20 protein-coding genes are annotated in these 18,557 nt (G+C 52.2%); 14 read left to right on the top strand and 6 right to left on the bottom strand.

Going from position 1 to position 18,557, the window contains the following annotated elements; all coding sequences use genetic code 11:
- The first annotated feature begins 32 nt into the window (after positions 1 to 32).
- The 9 genes from Dvar_RS23930 to Dvar_RS23890 all read left to right on the top strand — a co-directional run bounded on the left by Dvar_RS23930 (position 33) and on the right by Dvar_RS23890 (position 8,834).
- On the top strand, positions 33 to 1,373 hold the full coding sequence (locus tag Dvar_RS23930; protein ID WP_419655639.1) for a fibronectin type III domain-containing protein: 1,341 nt from the start codon (positions 33 to 35) through the stop codon (positions 1,371 to 1,373).
- Positions 1,374 to 1,403: 30 nt separating this feature from the next.
- Positions 1,404 to 2,483 (top strand): hypothetical protein, encoded by a 1,080-nt coding sequence (locus tag Dvar_RS23925; RefSeq protein WP_419655638.1) that lies wholly within the window; start codon positions 1,404 to 1,406, stop codon positions 2,481 to 2,483.
- 38 nt (positions 2,484 to 2,521) lie between these two features.
- Positions 2,522 to 3,268 carry a hypothetical protein gene (locus tag Dvar_RS23920; RefSeq protein WP_419655637.1) on the top strand — a complete coding sequence of 249 codons (747 nt, stop codon included), beginning with the start codon at positions 2,522 to 2,524 and terminating at the stop codon, positions 3,266 to 3,268.
- Between the two features lie 3 nt (positions 3,269 to 3,271).
- The gene (locus Dvar_RS23915) at positions 3,272 to 4,117 is read left to right on the top strand and encodes a hypothetical protein (protein WP_419655636.1); all 846 of its coding nucleotides are present in this window, start codon (positions 3,272 to 3,274) and stop codon (positions 4,115 to 4,117) included.
- 77 nt (positions 4,118 to 4,194) lie between these two features.
- Positions 4,195 to 4,854 carry a nucleoside deaminase gene (locus Dvar_RS23910; protein ID WP_419655635.1) on the top strand — a complete coding sequence of 220 codons (660 nt, stop codon included), beginning with the start codon at positions 4,195 to 4,197 and terminating at the stop codon, positions 4,852 to 4,854.
- On the top strand, positions 4,851 to 5,888 hold the full coding sequence (locus tag Dvar_RS23905) for an ABC transporter substrate-binding protein (RefSeq protein WP_419655634.1): 1,038 nt from the start codon (positions 4,851 to 4,853) through the stop codon (positions 5,886 to 5,888). The genes Dvar_RS23910 and Dvar_RS23905 overlap by 4 nt, the downstream gene beginning before the upstream one ends.
- Positions 5,889 to 6,061: 173 nt before the next feature.
- A complete protein-coding gene (locus Dvar_RS23900; protein WP_419655633.1) occupies positions 6,062 to 7,114 on the top strand; it encodes a FecCD family ABC transporter permease in 1,053 nt (350 codons plus the stop codon).
- On the top strand, positions 7,111 to 7,938 hold the full coding sequence (locus Dvar_RS23895) for an ABC transporter ATP-binding protein (protein WP_419655632.1): 828 nt from the start codon (positions 7,111 to 7,113) through the stop codon (positions 7,936 to 7,938). Before Dvar_RS23900 ends, Dvar_RS23895 begins: the two co-directional genes overlap by 4 nt.
- 86 nt (positions 7,939 to 8,024) lie before the next feature.
- Positions 8,025 to 8,834 carry a Rossmann-like domain-containing protein gene (locus Dvar_RS23890; RefSeq protein WP_419655631.1) on the top strand — a complete coding sequence of 270 codons (810 nt, stop codon included), beginning with the start codon at positions 8,025 to 8,027 and terminating at the stop codon, positions 8,832 to 8,834.
- Between the two features lie 88 nt (positions 8,835 to 8,922).
- Here Dvar_RS23890 and Dvar_RS23885 read toward each other — a convergent pair whose 3' ends face one another.
- The 4 genes from Dvar_RS23885 to Dvar_RS23870 form a co-directional block, all read right to left on the bottom strand.
- Positions 8,923 to 9,183 carry a hypothetical protein gene (locus tag Dvar_RS23885; RefSeq protein ID WP_419655630.1) on the bottom strand — a complete coding sequence of 87 codons (261 nt, stop codon included), beginning with the start codon at positions 9,181 to 9,183 and terminating at the stop codon, positions 8,923 to 8,925.
- Between the two features lie 11 nt (positions 9,184 to 9,194).
- Positions 9,195 to 9,434 carry a hypothetical protein gene (locus Dvar_RS23880; RefSeq protein WP_419655629.1) on the bottom strand — a complete coding sequence of 80 codons (240 nt, stop codon included), beginning with the start codon at positions 9,432 to 9,434 and terminating at the stop codon, positions 9,195 to 9,197.
- 59 nt (positions 9,435 to 9,493) lie between these two features.
- On the bottom strand, positions 9,494 to 9,931 hold the full coding sequence (locus tag Dvar_RS23875) for a TIGR03915 family putative DNA repair protein (RefSeq protein WP_419655628.1): 438 nt from the start codon (positions 9,929 to 9,931) through the stop codon (positions 9,494 to 9,496).
- A gap of 141 nt (positions 9,932 to 10,072) precedes the next feature.
- On the bottom strand, positions 10,073 to 10,516 hold the full coding sequence (locus Dvar_RS23870; protein ID WP_419655627.1) for an Lrp/AsnC family transcriptional regulator: 444 nt from the start codon (positions 10,514 to 10,516) through the stop codon (positions 10,073 to 10,075).
- Between the two features lie 161 nt (positions 10,517 to 10,677).
- Between Dvar_RS23870 and Dvar_RS23865 the strand changes: the two genes are divergently transcribed.
- Positions 10,678 to 11,397 (top strand): AzlC family ABC transporter permease, encoded by a 720-nt coding sequence (locus Dvar_RS23865; RefSeq protein ID WP_419655626.1) that lies wholly within the window; start codon positions 10,678 to 10,680, stop codon positions 11,395 to 11,397.
- Positions 11,390 to 11,731: an AzlD domain-containing protein gene (locus Dvar_RS23860; protein ID WP_419655625.1), complete on the top strand. Its 342-nt coding sequence runs from the start codon at positions 11,390 to 11,392 to the stop codon at positions 11,729 to 11,731. The genes Dvar_RS23865 and Dvar_RS23860 overlap by 8 nt, the downstream gene beginning before the upstream one ends.
- Positions 11,732 to 11,762: 31 nt before the next feature.
- Here the strand turns inward: Dvar_RS23860 and Dvar_RS23855 are convergent, their stop codons facing one another.
- Entirely contained in the window at positions 11,763 to 12,080 is a 318-nt protein-coding gene (locus Dvar_RS23855) for a nitroreductase family protein (protein WP_419655624.1), read from the bottom strand.
- Between the two features lie 132 nt (positions 12,081 to 12,212).
- Here Dvar_RS23855 and Dvar_RS23850 point away from each other — a divergent pair, with 132 nt between their 5' ends.
- Genes Dvar_RS23850 through Dvar_RS23840 form a run of 3 tightly spaced genes read left to right on the top strand, consistent with a single transcriptional unit; the run spans position 12,213 to position 15,245 of the window.
- A complete protein-coding gene (locus Dvar_RS23850; RefSeq protein ID WP_419655623.1) occupies positions 12,213 to 13,580 on the top strand; it encodes a serine hydrolase domain-containing protein in 1,368 nt (455 codons plus the stop codon).
- A 29-nt stretch (positions 13,581 to 13,609) separates the two neighbouring features.
- Positions 13,610 to 14,413, top strand: a complete 804-nt coding sequence (locus tag Dvar_RS23845) for a hypothetical protein (RefSeq protein ID WP_419655622.1) — start codon at positions 13,610 to 13,612, stop codon at positions 14,411 to 14,413.
- A gap of 22 nt (positions 14,414 to 14,435) precedes the next feature.
- Positions 14,436 to 15,245 carry a substrate-binding periplasmic protein gene (locus tag Dvar_RS23840; protein WP_419655621.1) on the top strand — a complete coding sequence of 270 codons (810 nt, stop codon included), beginning with the start codon at positions 14,436 to 14,438 and terminating at the stop codon, positions 15,243 to 15,245.
- 282 nt (positions 15,246 to 15,527) lie between these two features.
- Here the strand turns inward: Dvar_RS23840 and Dvar_RS23835 are convergent, their stop codons facing one another.
- Complete coding sequence (locus Dvar_RS23835) at positions 15,528 to 18,311, bottom strand: hypothetical protein (RefSeq protein WP_419655620.1); 2,784 nt, start codon at positions 18,309 to 18,311, stop codon at positions 15,528 to 15,530.
- Positions 18,312 to 18,557: the final 246 nt, after the last annotated feature.

Here is an 18,557-nt window from a genome sequence, read left to right as displayed (position 1 = left end):
AAACATTTCCATCAACCATGCAGGAGATGATCATGGCGCGCGTTTTGGTTAACCGTTGTCAGAACAGTAAGATGATTGGCTATTGCAATCGCCGGCATCAGCATTTCGGTAAGGTTTGTGTGGTGCTTGTGTTGATGATTGCAATCGTGGCCGGCTGTGCGGCCACGTCCAATGTGCCGGATCGATCCTGTGCTGCCGGTCCTAAACAAGCCTGCGCCACTTCATGTGGCCAACAATCGGCCATGCCCGAGCGCATCATCTTGAACCTGACCGCCGCGCCGGCCACCAGTCAGGCGGTTACCTGGCGAACGCGATATCCGGTGGACCATCCCAAGGCCCAGATTGCACCGGCCAGCGGAATGGCCGATTTTGACAAGAACGCCCGAAGCGTTGACGCACAATCCCAAACCGTTGCCATGGGCAAGGGACACGCGGTGGTTCACCATACGGTCGTATTTGAAGGCCTGACGCCGGATACGATGTATGCCTATCGGGTGGGGGCAGGTGGGGCCTGGAGCGAGTGGAACCAGTTTCAAACCGCCAGCCGTGAGGCAGAGGCGTTTTCATTCATCTATTTTGGCGATCCCCAGGAAGAGATAAAATCCAAGTGTTCGCGGATTTTCCGCGCCGCGTATAGAAAAGCGCCGCATGCTGATTTCTGGCATTTTGTCGGTGACCTGGTAGACAACGGCGACCGGGATGGCGAGTGGGGTGAGCTGTTTGACGCCATGGGATGGATTGCGCGTAACACGCCGATGATCATGCTGCCCGGCAACCACGAGTATCCCAACCGGCGCAAGGTCAACGGCGAGAATTACCATCTGTTCCCTTTATGGCGGCCGCACTTCACCCTGCCGGAAAACGGCCCGGCTGGGCTCGAGGAAACCGTTTATTTTATTGATTATCAGGGTGCCCGGTTGGTCATGTTAAATGGCAATGAACGGCTTAATGACCAGGCCCTTTGGCTGGACCGTGTGCTCGCCGATAATCCACAGCACTGGACCATTGTCGCCATTCATCAACCCATCTATTCAACCGGGAAATACCGGGACAGTCAAAAACGGCAGAACCTGTTTGTACCGATTTTCGACAAATACCAGGTCGACCTGGTGCTCCAGGGACATGATCACACCTACAGCCGCAGTGCCAGGCTTAAAAACGGGGCCAGGGATGAGACCGGAACTGTTTACGTGGTATCCGTGAGCGGTCCCAAGTCCTATCCGGTCAACCCGCGCTACGAGGACCTGATGGAGGCATCAGGCACCGGCAGTCAGTTGTTTCAGGTGATCCATGTGACTCCCGATCGATTGGACTATGAATCCTATGACGCTGCGGGAACGTGTTGTGATGTGTTTACCTTAAAAAAGCCATAGCCTTGGAAGAACTTTCCGATGATAAAAAAAATGTTGATTCTGCTAGTCGTGATCGGCTCGGTTTTTATTTATTACCGCCAGACTCACAAGGATTACTATAACTACCTGACCATGTCCGGCGCCACCCCAATGGCCGTTGCCCAGCGGGTCCCCGCAAACGTCCGGCTGACCATCGACGGGCTGGTGAAAAAAGAATACCATTTCACCGGTGACGCCCTCAATGCCCTGGCCACCACGCGCATCCGAACCCGGGAGATATCTCCGGCGGGCGATTTTATGGGCGCATACATCCATGTGGGGATTCCGGTATTCAATATCCTGGAAGGCATCGCCCCGCAAAAACCTAAGGATGCCCGCTTTGACCAACCGCTGGACATCCTGGTGACCTTTTATTCCGATAGCGGTAAAAAGGCCCGCTTTAGTTTTAACGAACTGATCATGACCGGCGATTGCCAGCCGGTGACCCTGGCTTATAGCCGACAGCCGGTGATGCCCACCAATGAAAAAGTCCGTGACACATACACCGGCAACCCATTTATGGACGAATTGACCGGGCTGCGCTTGATCTGTCCCAAAGAGCCGGATACCGCGCGCTACCTGGACAACGTGGTGCGGATTTCCTACGAGCCCATCCCTTTTGATGAGAACAGGTTGCCGCCACGCAAGAAAAAATTTGTTTGTCAGAGCACGTCCGTTGTCTGTTTCGATAGTGAGCGACAGGCCCCGGGACGACTTGATGGCCTGCAGCGGTCCGGCAACGACCACTGGATCCGTATTGGTCATGGTCACGGCTATGATGAGATCACCAGCGCCGAAGGCGTTGATTTGCGAGGGTTTTTAACCGAGAACTTTGACGGTGCCGGACCCGACGATTTCTTTTTGTTCGTGGCCTGCGACGGGTACCGGGCGCTTTTTTCAGGACGAGAAATCTTTACCACGCCAGAGGGTGAGGCGATGTTGATTGTCGATCGCCTGAATGGGAATGCGCCGCCCGAAGGATTGATGCTGGCCCCGACCGCGGACTATTTTTCGGACCGCGCCATGTGGGGACTGGCCCAGGTGGTGCGTATTCCAAAGGATCGAATCGATACAAAAGACGCAAGCCGTTAATGTTGATGAACTCGTAAATAGTCGCTGAGGAGTGGATCATGTTTACTACTGGTGTACATGGCTGGCTGTACGCGGCCGTTGGCTGTTATACAATCGCATGGGGACTGTTGGGCTGGCGACGGCAAGGCTGGGGCCGAATTGCCCTGGCCGTTGGTTTCCTCCTGCAAAGCCTTTACCTGATCGGCCGTGGATGGCTGGGGGATGTTTTTTTACCCAACCCCATAATGGAAGGCCCGTTTGTGCTGCCCTGGTGTTTGGCGCTGATCGTCCTGGCCAGGTCCATGCTGAGGCCGGATAGCCGGCTGGGTGGGTTGATGGCGCTGGTCGTGGTTTTTTCTCTATTCTCGATGTTCTATACCAAGGGCATGATCCCGCCCACCCCTAAAAAATTAACGGTCTGGGCCATGTTGTTTTTCCTGTCCGAATCCATGGCCCATGCCTTGTTCTACATCAGCGCCTGGGTGGCCTTGCTGTGTCTGATGGGCAGGGAACCGGAAAACCGCTATTTCTCCTGGCTGGCCTGGGGATTTGTCGCTTATACGGTGGCCCAGGTGACCGGTGCCATCTGGTGTTTCGTGGGCTGGGGCAATACCTTCAGTTGGGGGGCGCGGCACCTGGGGTCGGCGGCCATCTGGACATTTTTTGCCGCGTCGCTCCATTTGCCCTTGATCGCCCGCTGGCGGGCCAAAAGCGCTGTGATGGCCATTGTCGGCGGGCTGCTGGTATTTTATATCAGCTACAGCGGATATCTTCACGAAATGCAATTTTCGCGCGTGGGAGGGTAGGGGATGAAAAGCATTTGGAATGCAATCGGCGATATCCGGGTCGCTTTTGTATTGTTGATAGCTGCATCGGCGACGCTTTTTACCGGCGCCTTATACGCCGGAGGCAATTTTTCGTTGTTCCATGAGCTGAACCGCCATCGAATTCAGGACTGGCTTCCCGGCCAGTTATCAAGCCAGCCCGACCTGGTCTGGTGGATTCCGTTGCTGTTTTTCATCATGGGCCTGTTGGGCCTCAATACCTTTGCCTGTGCCACCACTCGCATGGCACGGTTGATCCGCCAGCGCCACAGCATGGCGGCCGGCCGGTTCATGCATTTGCTGATGCCGTCCATGGTCCATCTGCTTTTCATCATGATCATGATCGGGCATCTGACCACGTTTACCACCGGGGAGTGGCAGACCCTGCCGTTGGTGGCCGGTAAGTCGGTTTCCATCGATTCCATGGGAGCAGCCTATCAGGTACAGGATGTGGCGGATCGGTTTTTCCCCGACACATCGGCCATGCGCGATCGCATCGCTCAGACCACCGTCACCCTCGTCGATGCCAACCGGGAAATAGCCCGGTTGCAATACACCCGGCCGGCTTGTCTGAACGGACATTTTTTCTTGCTCGACAAGGCCGGCAAAAAGCAAAAGCGGACCCAAACCCAGCGGATCATGCCGTCGGCCACCGAGGAGACCTGCAACAAGGCGCTGGATTATGTGGAAACCGGTCAATCCCGTAAGGGAAAGCGCCAGTTGCTGTTAGTCGTAAATGATCCCGGACTGCCCGTCATCATTACCGGGCTGACCCTGATTATGGTGTTGATGATCGGCTATCTGTCGTTGAAACCCAAAGTGGGGCGTTAGCTCGAAGGTTGAAGCTCGAAGGTTGAAGGTTGAAGGTAGAAGGTGGAAGGTGGAAGCTTATCTGAGGTGCGTTTTATATGAATCTTAAATTTCGACAATGGATTGTTGCTATCATCGTGGCCATTATTATGGGCGGTGTTTCATGGGCAGCCGACACGATTCAGGCGATGGAGGCCATTGAGGCGCGCGTGTCGCAATTGCGCCCCCATCCCGATTATAAAGACGATGAATTTGGGATCATCGTTGTCAGGCAGGCCTTTATTTCGCTCAAGGAAGGCTCGGGCGGTATCGGTGCCTGTCTGGTCGATGAAGCCAGCCGGACGGTTGTCGCCACGGGCCGCAATCGCCAGTTCAAACCTTATTTTCGAAGCGACATGCATGCGGAGATGGATCTGCTGACTCGCTATGAGAATTGGTTGAGAAAAAAAGGCGGTAAAGATTCCGATGCGGATCCGCGTGACTGTAGCGGTCTGGTGCTGGTCAGTTCGGTGGAACCTTGCCCCATGTGCCTGACACGCATCATCAACGCCGGCATCAAAAAAATGGTGTATGTGACGCCTGATGAAACCGGCGGCATGGTCAGCCGTATGGATCAGTTGCCCCCGTTTTGGAAAGCGCGTACCGAGCAATGCGAATACCGCCAGGCCGTGTGTTCACCCGAGGTCAAGCAGATTGCCCTGGATCTGTTCAACTTTACCGCACGGACCTGGGGAATGAAGAAAGAGGGGAGAAAATGAAACGACGGATTACCTTGGGCGTCTGGTTATGGGTAGTATGTTTTTTTAGTGTTGGGACGGTATCCTCTATCACTGTCAGCCATGCATGGGGCCGCACGATAACGGATATGGTCGGACGACAGGTAAAGGTTCCGGACAAGGCCCAACGGCTGGTGACGACTTTCAAGCCGGCAGCACTTTGCGTGACCGCCCTGGGACTCAACGGCAAGCTGGTGGCCATCGATTCGGATAGCCAGCGTGATCGGTTGCAGTTGGCCGTGGATCCATCCATTGCCCGTCTGCCGGCCGTGGGGCGGAAATCCATCGGCCTGAATTTCGAGGCGATCCTGTCCGCCAGTCCAGATCTGGTGATCCTGTTTGCTCAGAAGGACGGTATCGCCATTGCCGACCGGTTGGTCGACCACGGGGTGGCGGCCATTGTGATCCTGCCCGAGACATTGTCCAGCCTTTATGATACCTTGCGTTTGATTGCCGGTGCGGCAGGCGTCCCGGAATCGGCTGAGCGTACCATTGCCGTTTGTGAGAAAATCGTGGGATTGGCCCGCCAGCGCGTGGCGTCGATCGAGGACAAGGATCGTATACAGGTCTATTTCGCCTCACCGCTGGGCGTTTTTACCACGGCCTCAGGCGATATGCTGCAGGATGAGATCATTCGCATGGCCGGCGGGAGCAATGTCGGGCATGCGCTGAGCGGCTATTTTCGTGAGATTTCGCCCGAGCAATTCATTACCTGGAATCCGGATGTGGTGGTCATGTCGGGACCCAATGTGCGGCGCGGCCGGGAAATATTAAAGCAGCCGCAGTTTGCCCGTGTGAAGGCCGTGGCCGGTGATCGGATTTATGATTTTCCGTCGAACATCGCCCCTTGGGATTTCCCTTCTCCGCTGTCGGCACTGGGGGTGTTGTGGCTGGCGAAAACCTGCTACCCACAGCAGTTTGCCGATGTGGACCTGAACGCTGAGATCGAGCAGTTCCACCGGCAGTTGTTCGGCAAGGGGTTTGCCGAACTGGGCGGACGGCTGCATAATAACTGACCCGTGAAGATGATATCTACGTTACATGAGAAATATTATGCGGTTCTCGATTAACCTTAAGATCGATAGGATACATTTCCTTAACACTTTGAACTTTAACACTTAATACTAAGCCACCGGCCTGTTTGTTGGGAGGATCAAATGACTGTTATTAGGATCAACGGGAACACTGGATGAATGATATTGCTTTTAGCCAGATGATGCCTGGCGCAGCCAAAGCAAACACCCGTTTGAAGACAGGCCTGGCTCTGGGGCTGATTCTGGTGCTGGTGCTTTCCCTGTGGATCGGTTGGGTGCCCATTGCGCCGACTGAACTGGGCGGCATCGTGCGCGTGTGGTTGGGCATGGAGGCCGGGCAGGACATTGCCGGTAAAGCCCTGGTTTTCGGGATGGTGCGAATTCCCCGGGCCCTGATCACCGTCTTGGTGGGCATGGGGCTGTCCGCGGCCGGTGCCGTATACCAGGGACTTTTTCGCAATCCCCTGGTGTCCCCGGACATTCTGGGCGTGTCTGCCGGTGCCACCTTTGGCGCAGCCCTGGGACTTCTCATGGCCGGCAGCAGCTGGTTGACCATCCAGTCTCTGGCCTTTTTTTTCGGATTGACGGCCGTGGGCATGGCCCTTGTCATTGCCCGTGTGGTGGCGGTCCGGCCCATGCTGGTGTTGGTGCTGGCCGGGCTGGTGGTGTTATCGATCTTCAATGCATCCATCACCTTGCTGAAATACCTCTCGGATCCGTACAATGAATTGCCGGCCATCGTGTTCTGGATGATGGGCAGCATGAGCCGGGCACAATGGTCGGATCTGCGCGTGGCCATGCCGATCATCGGCGGCAGCCTGATTTTAATCCATGTCGCGCGCTATAAGCTGAACGTCCTGTCTTTAGGCGATTTGCAGGCCAGCAGCCTGGGCCTCAATCCCGGCGTTTACCGTCTGCTGTTCATTTTTTTGAGTTCCGTGATGGTATCCGTATCCGTTGCCATTTGCGGGCAGGTGTTGTGGGTGGGGCTGGTCATGCCTCATATCGCGCGGACCCTGGTCGGTCCCAACCATGAGGAAATGCTGCCGGTGGCGGTTCTTTCCGGGGGTATTTTCCTGCTTCTGGCGGATACGGCCGCACGCGCATTGACCATGGCCGAGCTGCCCATCAGTGTGGTCACCGCCTTTATCGGCGCACCGCTGTTTGCCTATCTGTTGTACCGCAACCGGGGAAGCGGGTGGTCATGAGCATTGTTTGCCGGGATCTTCATTTTGCCTATAACGGCAATCCCATCCTCACAGACGTGAATCTTGCGGTCGAGGAAGGTGAGTTCTGCGCGCTATTGGGGCGCAATGGCTCGGGAAAAACCACCCTGATTTACTGCCTGGCCGGCTTGCTTGGTCTCCGGCAGGGCACGGTGGCCATCGATGGCATGCAACTGGCCGGGGCCGCCCGCGGCGATATCGCAATGCGGGTCAGCCTGGTGCCCCAGGAACATGCCGACATGTTCCCCTTTCGGGTGCTGGATGTGGTGGTAATGGGCCGCACAGCCACCTTCCGTTTTGCCCAGCGACCGGGACCCGAGGACTACCAGGCAGCTTATCAGGTATTGTCCCAACTGGAGGCCCAAAACCTGGCCGAGCGTAATTTCAACCGGATTTCCGGGGGGGAACGACGCATTGCCCTGTTGGCCCGGGCTCTGCTTCAGGCTGAAGGCACCTTATTGTTGGATGAACCGACCAACCACCTGGATTTTAACAACCAGTACCGGCTGCTGGAGAAAATAAAGACGCTATGCCGCGAAAAAGGCACCAGTGTGGTGGCGTCCCTGCATGATCCGAATCTGGCGGCACGATTTGCCGATCGCGTGGTGATGCTAAACGGCGGCCGGGTGCTGGCCAGCGGGGCCGTGGACCAGGTCATGACGGCCTCCATGGTCAGCCGCCTGTATGAGACGACAATCCGGCGTATTGAAACCGATGACGGTGAGGTGGTGTTTGTGCCTTGCTCTGCGGATATTGAATGCCATGGGCCGGCTGCGGATGAGATGGAGACCGGTCGATGGACATGAAAAAAAAGTTTTAAGTGACAAGTTTTAAGTGTTAAGTGGTGGATGAAATCGTTTTATGAACAAAAGAATATAAGGAATCTCTATTTATGACAAAAACTTGCAGTCATGCGCAGCAATCCCCTTTAGCGGTCGATCGACCGGCCGAGGGAAGCGAACGCCAGTTGATCGATGATTTGATCCAATCCATGGACCACCCTTCGGCAGTGATTGCCGAAATTGCCGTGGGGTCCCATTTTCTGGGCATCCGGGCCGATGATAATGGCAAGGTTTTAGCTGGCTTGTCATCCACCTTGGGTGCCGTGCCCACAGGCGAGGAACGCCAAATGGTCGACGCCATGGTCGGCAAGACCCTGGGCGAGGCTGCCGACCTACTAAAATCCAGCCGTGGATTTTCCATCAGCCTGGGCGTCGCCGCCCTGAATACGAGCATTGCCGCCCCCCAACACCAGCCTGATTTTGAAGCTTCAAAGATCATGGCCGAAAAGGGCAAAGATGGAGAAACCGTTCTGGTGGGGGATTTCCCGTTTACGGATCGGTTGCGCCAGCAGGTTAAGACCCTGCATCTTTTCGAACTGCAACGGGTGGCCGGGCGCACCCCGCCGGATCAATGGGATGATATTTTGGGCCGCTGCAGCGTTCTCGGCCTGACCGGCACGACCCTGCTCACCCGCGCCATGGCGACGTATCTTGAAAAGGCGCCCCAGGCCTATACGGTCATCATCGGTCCTACGACGCCGCTCTCACCGGTACTGTTTTCCCATGGTGCGGATGTGCTTGCCGGCAGCCAGGTGGTTTCACCGGGACCCGTATTCGATGGGATTCGTCAAGGCATGTCGTTCCGCGAGTTCAAGAAGCTGGGAATTCAGTTTGTGGCCTGGTCGAAAGACACGATTTGATTTTGATAATTGCTCATCTTGGGTCTAATAGAAAATAAGAACGCCCGGCGACACGTGGCAGCCGGGCGTTCTGGCAATCAAAAAATGCTTAATACGAATCCCAGGACAACATATCAGACGTCCAGTCATACACCCCATCGCCGTCGGTGTCCGCTTCAACCTGGAATTGTCCTTCTGAATAACAGGTCAGTCTTGCCTCGGTCGGTCCCCCGGAAGAACCGTTTTCGCCGGTGACAATCAAAACACCTGAGCTCGGTGTCCCGGTAGAAGCATCAATGATCAGTGTCTGCTCTGTGGATAAGCTGACGTACCCATAATCCGGATAGTAGAAATCGCCTGAAATCGTCATCGAAAAATACACTAAAAAGGAAGGCAGGGAAAATGGTCTTCCAGATCTTTGAGTCGGTCCATCATTTTGATTTGGTCCAAAATATGGCCTCTCCATTTTTCAGCCTGTGCCAGCGCCGCTTCCGGCCCAAGTCGATCGATTTTGGTGGATACCATTTTTCTGGCGATCTTGTATTCTCGGGACCCGGGTTTCAGCTGACCATCTTCGCTTAAAATTGCCATGATCCGAGCCATGGCCTGAAATCTGTTCATAGCAAGTCATCTTGTAGGAGTGATTAAAAAAATTACTGTAATGTATCGGGTGGGATTGATCAAGCGTAATGAGGGCCCAATTTCTTTTCAGTTAAAAACGTCCAGTACCGCCGCGGTAACAAACTAAGGTGTAATCGGGGATTATCTCGTGCTGAAATGTTGACCGTTTGATAATAGCACTGCCATAGCTGCTGACAAAGTATTTCATCGGGCTTGCCACTGATGGCTGCCGCCTGCACGACCGTACCCATGGGTAATGCACGAGCGGTTTTTCCATCGAAAAAAAGACCATACCGCCGGGAAATATCATAGATGATCCAGTGCTGAACGGCAAATCGGGATTCGAAATGGTGCCGGATCAGCGGCAGGACATCATGACGGGGAGCGATTCGTGCAAAATACTGATCGTCACCGGTCTGTTCAAAGCGGATAAATCCCTTCAACCGGTGAGCCTCCTGGCGGACTTTGCGGGCCAGTTGATCAATCCGGATTTTCAAATCGAGGTGCGCCTTTTTTTGGCTACCGTAAATGAAAAAAGCCTGTTAAGAATTATATCGCACAGGGATGTGACAGATCCGGTCACAGAACGACAAAAAAACAATCAAATTTTCCAGAACAAATCCTTCACCGGCGGGCTTTTAAAAAATAGATTTTATTTCCGCCAGTATAAAGGAACTGCGCGTGGCATTGACGCCTTTTGTATCCAACACATCCCGAAGCACAACCTGCGAATAATGCTCCATGTCTCTGGCAACGATTTCAAGCATCAGGTCCGCTTCACCGGATACCGCAACGACACTGACGACGCCTTCGATGCAGGCCAAATGGTTTGCCAGTTCCTCCCACCCGACACCTGAATCGCGCAGCACCCCACAGAAGGCGCGCACGGAGAATCCGAGCTTTTGGCGGTTTGTCAGCGCGCGGTATCCGACAATGATGCCTTCTCGCTCAAGCCGCGCAATGCGCCGTGAACAGCTTGAGTGAGACAAACCAACCTGTTTGGCAACATCGATGTTGGAAAGTCGGGCGTTGGCTCGCAGGATATCAACGATTTTCCGATCGAATTCGTCCAATTTTGCCATTTGCAAAACCTTTGCACGAGCAGGGGAAATAGGCGATCAATATGAAAAAAAATAGCATATGGTTAATTGTTGTGCAAAATATTTGATAATTTAATAAGAATAAGAAAATAATTTGCATATAGAATTAAATGATTTTACAAACAACAAAAAGGTTGATTAAGATGACAAACGTTTCCTTTCAAAGCCGGCCGGCTGTTTTCAAAGCGGGGCTAAGTGCCGGTTGGCCCATTTGTTTGGGGTACCTGCCGATCGGGATGGCCTTTGGGGTTCTGGCCCAGAAGGCGGGCCTTGGCCCTGTAAAGATCGGTCTGATGTCGATCCTGGTTTTTGCGGGCAGTGCGCAGTTTATTGCCGTCTCCATGCTCGATGCCGGTGCCTCGGCCCTGACCATCATCACCACGACATTTGTGGTCAATCTGCGCCATGTCTTGATGAGCTCGGCCCTGTCCGTTTATTTACGGGCCGCCCGCCGGAAATTGCTTGCGCTGTATGCCTATGGTGTGACCGACGAAAGTTTTGCCGTCAACCTGCCGCGTTTCAATGCCGGTGGGTGGAGTCTTTCCAGGGCCCTGGTGGTCAACCATGCCGCCAACCTGACCTGGCTATTCAGCACGGTGGCCGGCGGTATCGGTGGTCGCTTTATCCCGGAAGGGGCGTTGGGTATCGATTATGCGCTTATCGCCATGTTCATCTGCCTGCTGATTTATCAGATCAGAAAACTGATTCACCTGTTGACCGCTGTAATTGCCGGCCTGACGGCCGTAGGGATCGCCCTGTTGGTCCCGGGCAATAGCTATATCGTGATCGCTTCCATTGCGGCCGCCAGTGTGGGAGTGGTCATTCAGCGCAACGTGTTAAAGGGGCATAAGAGAAATGGCTGATTACCTGATACTCCTTTTGGGCATGGGACTGGTGACCTACCTGCCACGCTGGCTTCCCCTGCACTTTCTTTCGCGGCGCTCGCTGCCGGAATGGTTCGTTCAGTGGCTGGAACTGATTCCGGCCGCCATCCTCAGCGCCCTGCTGTTGCCGGCCCTCATTTTAGGGGGAGATCCGAGGCAGATCGATTATCTGCGGCCAGAGTTCTGGGTGGCCCTGCCGACCTTTGCCTTTGCCTGGTGGACGCGATCATTGGGGGGCACGGTGGTTGTGGGTATGCTGCTGTTCTGGCTGGCCAAAAATGTCGATGTGACGTGGTTTGCCGGGTTGGTGTAACCCCTCAGGTTGCATAAAAAAGATGGGCCTTTCAAACATAATAGACATAATTGCTTTTTCGTGGGGCGGCCTCGGGTCGCTCTCCATCAATATATCCCACAATGCAATGACCGATTCCCTCGTAATCCCCATCGATGCCCCAAGTTTTTAACAGCGCCTTGCCTTCCGGGCTGTCGAACACTTGTCTGGCGCGGTGTATCCAGCAGCTTCCAAGGCCCAGATCATGGGCGGCAAGCAGCAGATTACTCATCACCAGACTGCCGTCATTCAAATATGTCGGCCTGCTTCTGTCGGCCAGAACGACAATTACAACGGGTGCGCCATAAAACGGATCTGCATGGGTTCCCATCACTTTTGCATTGAGTTCAGACTTCGAATCAAATCCGTTGGGTATGAAATAGGTGTATAATTATCTATTGTCTGAAGATCAATCATTTTTTATGATTGATTTTATGAGGAACTATGTTTAGGAGAGCATAATATGAAAGCCATGCATCAAATTATTTCGGTGCTGATTTCAATCCTATTATTTATAGCACCGGTTTTCGGAAAAGATTTCTTTCAAACCGTTGAACCGGAAAGCGTTGGCTTGTCCTCCCAACGGCTAAAACATATTGACCGGTTGATGACCAACTTTGTCGATGAAAAAAAGATCGGCGGTTCAATTGTTTTGATCGCGCGCAAAGGCAAGCTGGCCTATTTCAGGGTATTCGGCAGGGCCGATATCGACACGCCCATGCAAAAAAACACCATATTCAGAATTGCTTCCATGACCAAACCAATTACTTGTGTGGCGGTCATGCAGCTATATGAACAAGGGCGCATTTTGCTCTCCGATCCGGTCGCAAAATACATCCCGGAATTTGCCAGACCCAAAGTGCTGATGATGCTGCCGGAAGGGGCCGGTCCACCGTATAAGCTGATTCCTGCCAAACGGGAGATTACCATAAGACACCTGCTGACCAATACATCGGGTATTTCCTACCGGTTTTTGGCGACCTGGCTGACGGATTCCAGGCACAAACAATTGGCCCGGTTTTATGAGGACGCCGGTATTTTCGACGGTGTCAGCGAAATCGAGGGCACGATCGGCGAAATGGCGCGAAAATTGGGCCGGTTGCCGCTTTATGACCACCCCGGCGAAGTTTTCGAATACGGTCTGTCAACGGATGTTCTCGGCCGCGTGGTTGAAATCGTTTCGGGAATGACTTTGGACGATTATTTTCATCAGTACATTTTTGAGCCACTGAAAATGAACGATACCTATTTTTATCTGCCCGAAGATAAACGATCCAGATTATCAGCATTATGGATCACCGACTGGAAGGGCCACCTGCAAAAAATGACCGATGACCCCAAAATCGATGGGACGTTTGTCCACTCGCCGAGCTATCCCTACAAAGGGCCTCAAACCTTCTATTCGGGCGGTGCTGGATTAGTTTCAACCGCTTATGATTATTTCAGATTTTGCCAGATGCTATTGAATAACGGTGAATTTGACGGTGTTCGCTTGTTGAGCCCGAAGACAGTCGAACTGATGACCGCAACGAATCACATCAATGAGCTTGAAGCAACGTTCATTCACAGTAAAGGATGGAAATTCGGGCTTGGCTTTGCCATTGAGATGGATCGCGGCCAGGATGTAGACAGCGGAAGCGTTGGGGCCTATGAGTGGGCCGGCATCTATTCTACGCGATTCAGTATTGATCCAAGGGAAGAGAAAATTACCATCATGCTGACGCAAACGCATCCGTTCAATTATCATATTGATGTTTGGGACAGGCTGACAACCCTATCCAGTTCCGCCGTGATTGATTCGTTTGCCGCCAAGGATATACCGAACCCATAGAGATCCCACCTGGAAAGGAACATGCTGCAATGAAACGGAAATTCAATTTTCTCGATGTGATAATGGGTATCCTGATCGTGGTCCTTGGTGCGCCATGGGTCACATGGGCAACCGGGCCGCGGCTGACGCCCCAGTTGTTTGAGCCCGAAGCAACGATCAAAATATTCTTCTATGAATATCCGCCGTTGACGACCTTTGAAATGACCAACATGGGGATTTGTTCAGAAATTATTCAGGAGGCCTTCACAGCGGCATGGGTAACGGTGACGTTGGAAAATCAGGTCGTTAAACCGCTGGCCGTTTACTCCTTGATTCAGGAGAACGCAGCCGCGATGATTGGCATGCAAAACGACTTCTCGGACGATGAGCTGAAACAGCTTGTTTTAATGCCATGCTACACCATGCGGGGAAGATTCTTCTATTACAAACCCAATCATAAAAAGGAATTGGACTGGTATGGGAAATTGGAAAATTTGAAAGGGTACACATATGGTGCCTTGGTTGGTGAGGATCTCACAATCTATAAAAAAGCGGGGATCAAAACCCTTACGGTAACAGGTGATTTACCCGCCTTGTTTAGCAACCTGAAGGATGGAAAAATCGATTTTTTAAGTATGGCCGACATTCGTGGTGAATGGTTTCTCCAGAAGTATTTCCCAGATGAGAAAGAAGACTTTGGTAAAATGCAGGCGTTGTCATGGGAGGCGCCTTTTTCAATTATATTCAACAAAAAGCACCTGCGCTTCAAAGAACTTTCCACTGCTTTTTCCAAGGGGTTTAAAATAATCAAACAAAACGGCAGATATGAAGAAATAATCGAAAAGCGTCAATAAAGCTGACAAGGAGGAAAGGATATTGAAGCGTGCAAAAGTGGTGTGGATTATTCTTCTGGTGCAGGTCTTGATATTCGCAATTCCGGCTTTTGCGGATAAACGAATCGTTGAATTCAGTTCTACGGAAACACCGCCCTTCTGGTCTGCCAATTTGCCTGAAGATGGAATGGCCGGTGAGATACTTCATGCCATATCAAAAGAAATCGGCGTGAAAAGCGTTATCAAATATATTCCCATGGAAAGAATCAGAAAAAATTTGACCAGCAACCATGTGGGCAACCCGGAAATCTTTTCCGGCCAGGAGTTTAGCGCGATTGTCACGATTGCTGTTTTTCGGGTCGCTTTTTTCTACTATCGGCCCAACCACAAAAAAGAAATCCATTATACAGGGTTGGATGATATTAAAGGCTTTAAGCTTGGCATTATCAGGGGAACACTGGGAGATGTATCTTTTCTGCATGAAAAAGGCATTGAGGTCGAGCCCAGCAATTCGGAAATTTCTTTGATTAAAAAATTAAGATACGGACGAATCGATTTGTGCAGTATGGTCAAGCTAACCGGATTTTATAAAATCAACAGCATTTTTCCAGAAGATGCCGAGAATTTTGCGTACTTTGATATTAAAGGGTCAGTGCGCCCGATTACCATCATGATCGACAAGACCTATCCGGACGGAAGAGATCTCGGGGAAAAATACAGCAATGGATTGGAACGTATAATTGAAAGCGGGGCATATACAGCAATTTTAGAAAAATACTACGGCCGGGGAAAAATACCCAGAGACTGGTTTATGCAGTTGGAAAAATTTAAGGTCAGTCAAGCCCGCCATTAGGGGTGCAGGTAAAAAATAATTACCCCAGATTGCGCCGGATTTGCGCCTCGTCTACAAGGCGCATCCGCCGGTGCATATTTGGAATCTGTGCCGGCGGATGGAACGCTGTAGACGGTTGTAAGGACAAGCAGGATGGGGTAATTATTTTTTACCTGCGCCCTAATATTACTCTACCATCGTGACGCACAGCATAAAATGTGAGCATTTTGAGACAGTTGTAGGCGCTGTTAGCGGACCTTAGACGGATTTATCAAACAGGTTCTTACCCAGCGGGATTCCTCCTTATCTGAGTGCCTGGTCGAGAACATTTCTTGGATCATCCTTCGCGAACCACTCGAACAACTTGCGCATTGCATCACTGTTAGCGCCGGCATTACGTTCCTCATTGTTAGAGAACAACAGGTCGATGACTTTGAGGATTTCCTGTTTGCTGAGATTATCAACCGGACAACCCTTCGGTCGGTACCATCGCCTTGGCTTTAAGTAAAAGGTTTTGGGGTCGCGGATTTCGATATTTTCCGGCATCATCCAATGTGTTCCGAATGCACTGGAAATACGCAATACCTTGGGCATTGGAAGGTAAACAATCTCGACTCCAGGCCGTGTATCCGGCCCTTTGGCCGGACGCTTTCCGGAGAGCTTACGGTAAGCCCAGTCAATTTCCCGCGTCAGTTCCCCGATCAGTTTTGAAGCAATGCTGGCTTTTGCACCGCCTAAGGCACCGACTCCGCGGTCCTCCTTGTACCCTTCGGAGAAAGCCGAGGCGTCGGCCACTAGCACCTTGACAGGCGGCAGCGGGCTGTCAGGCGTTGGCTGATTGATGATCGAGGCACGTAAAGTCAGCAATAGCGATATCAGCGCACGATTCTCCACCGCACCGCCGTCGGTCACATAATATCGGTTATTCTTACCATTACGCTCAAAATCGACGGCTGCATTTGAGAACACGGGCGGGAAGTTGGCGCTAAGCGAGGCAGCGGCCGGCAGCAGGATCATCGGATCGTGGTGGATCGAATAGGGCATATCGATATTCCAGCCGTCCGTGATACTCGAAACGGACATTTCAGTCATGGCCGCTATGTTGGTCAACGCAAGGCGGCTGCCGGCGGTCGAGCTGGTCGCACATTTTCGCATCTCGCCGTGTATTTCAAAGCATTTTGACTGAATCGGATCATCCCCGTTATAACTACCCACAACCGCAGTGTTAAAGATCAATCCCATGCCCCATTTTTCGGCCACATATCCAAGTCTCGCCTGATCATTTCCAATCGTTTTCCCGGTTACACCCGCCGTATCGGTACGCATCCCATTGATGAACCGGCGTTCAAACGATTCAGTCAGCAGTTGCCCCAGACGTGTTCCATAGAGAAAACGCTTTTCTCCGGCGCCTGCTAAAACGTCTCTGATATATGGCTCGGCCATGGCGCTTCGGTATTGCTGCCATGGGATACCGTCGTCGGATAGAGATCCACGGTGCGCTGAGAAATAGGCGATACTGGCACTGCCGCCGGAAACGCCACTAAGCATCACGACACGATCCAGCATACCCCGCTGTTGGATCTCGCGCAGCAAGCTGTAAGTATACAATGCCGCCCGTGTTCCACCGCCCGAGGCGGCAATCGCCAATACCGGTCCGCCGTTTGCCAGGCGTTTAATCTCTTGATAGAGATCGACGACCTGGCGACTGTTTTTCAAAGGCTCCTGATGGATTGTCAATCCCGCTTGCTGCTCCATATTGAATACAGAATAAGTCATAACGGACAGAGCCACCACGAGCAGAAATGCAGGAATCGTGTGATACAAAACCACTCGTTGCTCCAGCGTTTCCAGATGGTGGTCCGCAATGTTGGCCGTTTCCCACCGATCCTCATTCCCATCCGTATGTGCCGCACGTGCCCGTCCGAAGAGCTGCTTGCTGATCGTACGGAACAGATCAATGGGTTGATAAGCTTGAAACTTCTTCGGTTGCTTGGGCGGGTCGTATGGAACCACTGCCAGAAACCGCCCGCCACCATGGACCTGGATCGCTCCCGAAACGGTAGTATCCCCTTTCAGGTAGTCGTACTTCACTTTGCCGGGGTGTTTTTTTTCCGGATCCAACAGACCGAGAAGAACCTCGCTGAGTGCCCGCTGAGTCCAATAGTCATAGAGCCACATGGTTAAATACAAGCATACCAGCAGAGCAATAATAGTCCAGCGGGAAGCACCGTCCAGCACCGTTGTAACGTAGCTCACCCCTAAAAGACGCGTGACGGCCAGCACGATGACCAACAAGGATAAAATTCTTGTTCCACCCGTGAAAAATCCCTTTTTTAAAAGGTATAGGAGTGCTGTGAGGCGCTTGTGATAATGCACTGCGGCCAAGATACTCCAGGAAAATGCCAAAATAATTAAAAGCCAGTACCAGTATCGGCTAGGGTCTAAAAACAATGTGGTAAAGGCGGGTGGATAAACCAGCATCAACGGCGTCAGCAGCGGTGCCAGGAAAATGGCGCGCAGGAAACGAGACATTTCAGGTGGTGAATTGAAGGGCTTGACGAACAGTTGGACGTTTCCAAGGTTTTTTAGGAAGCTGTCCCTGTATGCTTCACGCTTATTGTGAAACAATACATCGCCCAACAAACGATTAAATGGAAGCCCTAATGTCGATACCAGCAACACAAACGGCAACAGTATATGCGCGTATAGGGTTGGATCGACCTGGCGTGCTGAATCGCTGGCGATAAAATACAAGATTAAAGCGGTGCCTGCAAGAATCACCCACTGGGCAAATGCCAACCACAGCCCTTTGAATACGCGGCAGGAAAACAGGTGGATAATGATGGCCGCGCCGAGCCCGATCGCCAGCCACACGCCCCGCCAGCGATCGAAAATCAACGGTCCGTAAAACAGGAAAGCGAGTAACGGAACCGGCATCCATACCGGAATGCAAGAATAGCCTTCTGCCAGCTTCATTTTTTTTCGGAGCCCCTCCAGGTCGGCCCGGAAAAAACGGAGATCGAGCCATCTAAATTTGCGGTCTATCCAGAAAGGGAATTGGGCAAGATATTGCATAAGTTTTTTCATGGTTTGCCTCCAGATGTGTTCCTTAATCAGATGTATCGCAATTTCTGCCGGGGAGGATTCACGGAAAGGTTTTGGCCTGTGAACGGGCATTACCCATTTACCCTTATCTAATCGAATTTCCATTATTTTTACAATACAATTTTGTATGATTTTTTTGATTTTTTTTCAATTTTGTAGGTCCATGGTTTTACATCTATATGCGTTCTTGAAAAAATCGGCAATGTCATAAATCCATTGATAAGTAAT

It is taken from the genome of Desulfosarcina variabilis str. Montpellier (assembly GCF_048565275.1).
GTDB classification, from domain to species: Bacteria; Desulfobacterota; Desulfobacteria; order Desulfobacterales; family Desulfosarcinaceae; genus Desulfosarcina; species Desulfosarcina variabilis.
This window is presented reverse-complemented; position numbering and strand designations above follow the sequence as displayed.

Coding starts and splice junctions, on each gene's coding strand:
- Dvar_RS23870 (WP_419655627.1), bottom strand. CDS start 10,516: ATGGCAAAATTGGACGAATTCGATCGGAAAATCGTTGATATCCTGCGA.
- Dvar_RS23920 (WP_419655637.1), top strand. CDS start 2,522: ATGTTTACTACTGGTGTACATGGCTGGCTGTACGCGGCCGTTGGCTGT.
- Dvar_RS23925 (WP_419655638.1), top strand. CDS start 1,404: ATGTTGATTCTGCTAGTCGTGATCGGCTCGGTTTTTATTTATTACCGC.
- Dvar_RS23930 (WP_419655639.1), top strand. CDS start 33: ATGGCGCGCGTTTTGGTTAACCGTTGTCAGAACAGTAAGATGATTGGC.
- Dvar_RS23855 (WP_419655624.1), bottom strand. CDS start 12,080: ATGGGAACCCATGCAGATCCGTTTTATGGCGCACCCGTTGTAATTGTC.
- Dvar_RS23865 (WP_419655626.1), top strand. CDS start 10,678: ATGACAAACGTTTCCTTTCAAAGCCGGCCGGCTGTTTTCAAAGCGGGG.
- Dvar_RS23915 (WP_419655636.1), top strand. CDS start 3,272: ATGAAAAGCATTTGGAATGCAATCGGCGATATCCGGGTCGCTTTTGTA.
- Dvar_RS23910 (WP_419655635.1), top strand. CDS start 4,195: ATGAATCTTAAATTTCGACAATGGATTGTTGCTATCATCGTGGCCATT.
- Dvar_RS23885 (WP_419655630.1), bottom strand. CDS start 9,183: ATGACGATTTCAGGCGATTTCTACTATCCGGATTATGGGTACGTCAGC.
- Dvar_RS23880 (WP_419655629.1), bottom strand. CDS start 9,434: ATGAACAGATTTCAGGCCATGGCTCGGATCATGGCAATTTTAAGCGAA.
- Dvar_RS23860 (WP_419655625.1), top strand. CDS start 11,390: ATGGCTGATTACCTGATACTCCTTTTGGGCATGGGACTGGTGACCTAC.
- Dvar_RS23890 (WP_419655631.1), top strand. CDS start 8,025: ATGACAAAAACTTGCAGTCATGCGCAGCAATCCCCTTTAGCGGTCGAT.
- Dvar_RS23895 (WP_419655632.1), top strand. CDS start 7,111: ATGAGCATTGTTTGCCGGGATCTTCATTTTGCCTATAACGGCAATCCC.
- Dvar_RS23905 (WP_419655634.1), top strand. CDS start 4,851: ATGAAACGACGGATTACCTTGGGCGTCTGGTTATGGGTAGTATGTTTT.
- Dvar_RS23845 (WP_419655622.1), top strand. CDS start 13,610: ATGAAACGGAAATTCAATTTTCTCGATGTGATAATGGGTATCCTGATC.
- Dvar_RS23900 (WP_419655633.1), top strand. CDS start 6,062: ATGAATGATATTGCTTTTAGCCAGATGATGCCTGGCGCAGCCAAAGCA.
- Dvar_RS23835 (WP_419655620.1), bottom strand. CDS start 18,311: ATGAAAAAACTTATGCAATATCTTGCCCAATTCCCTTTCTGGATAGAC.
- Dvar_RS23850 (WP_419655623.1), top strand. CDS start 12,213: ATGAAAGCCATGCATCAAATTATTTCGGTGCTGATTTCAATCCTATTA.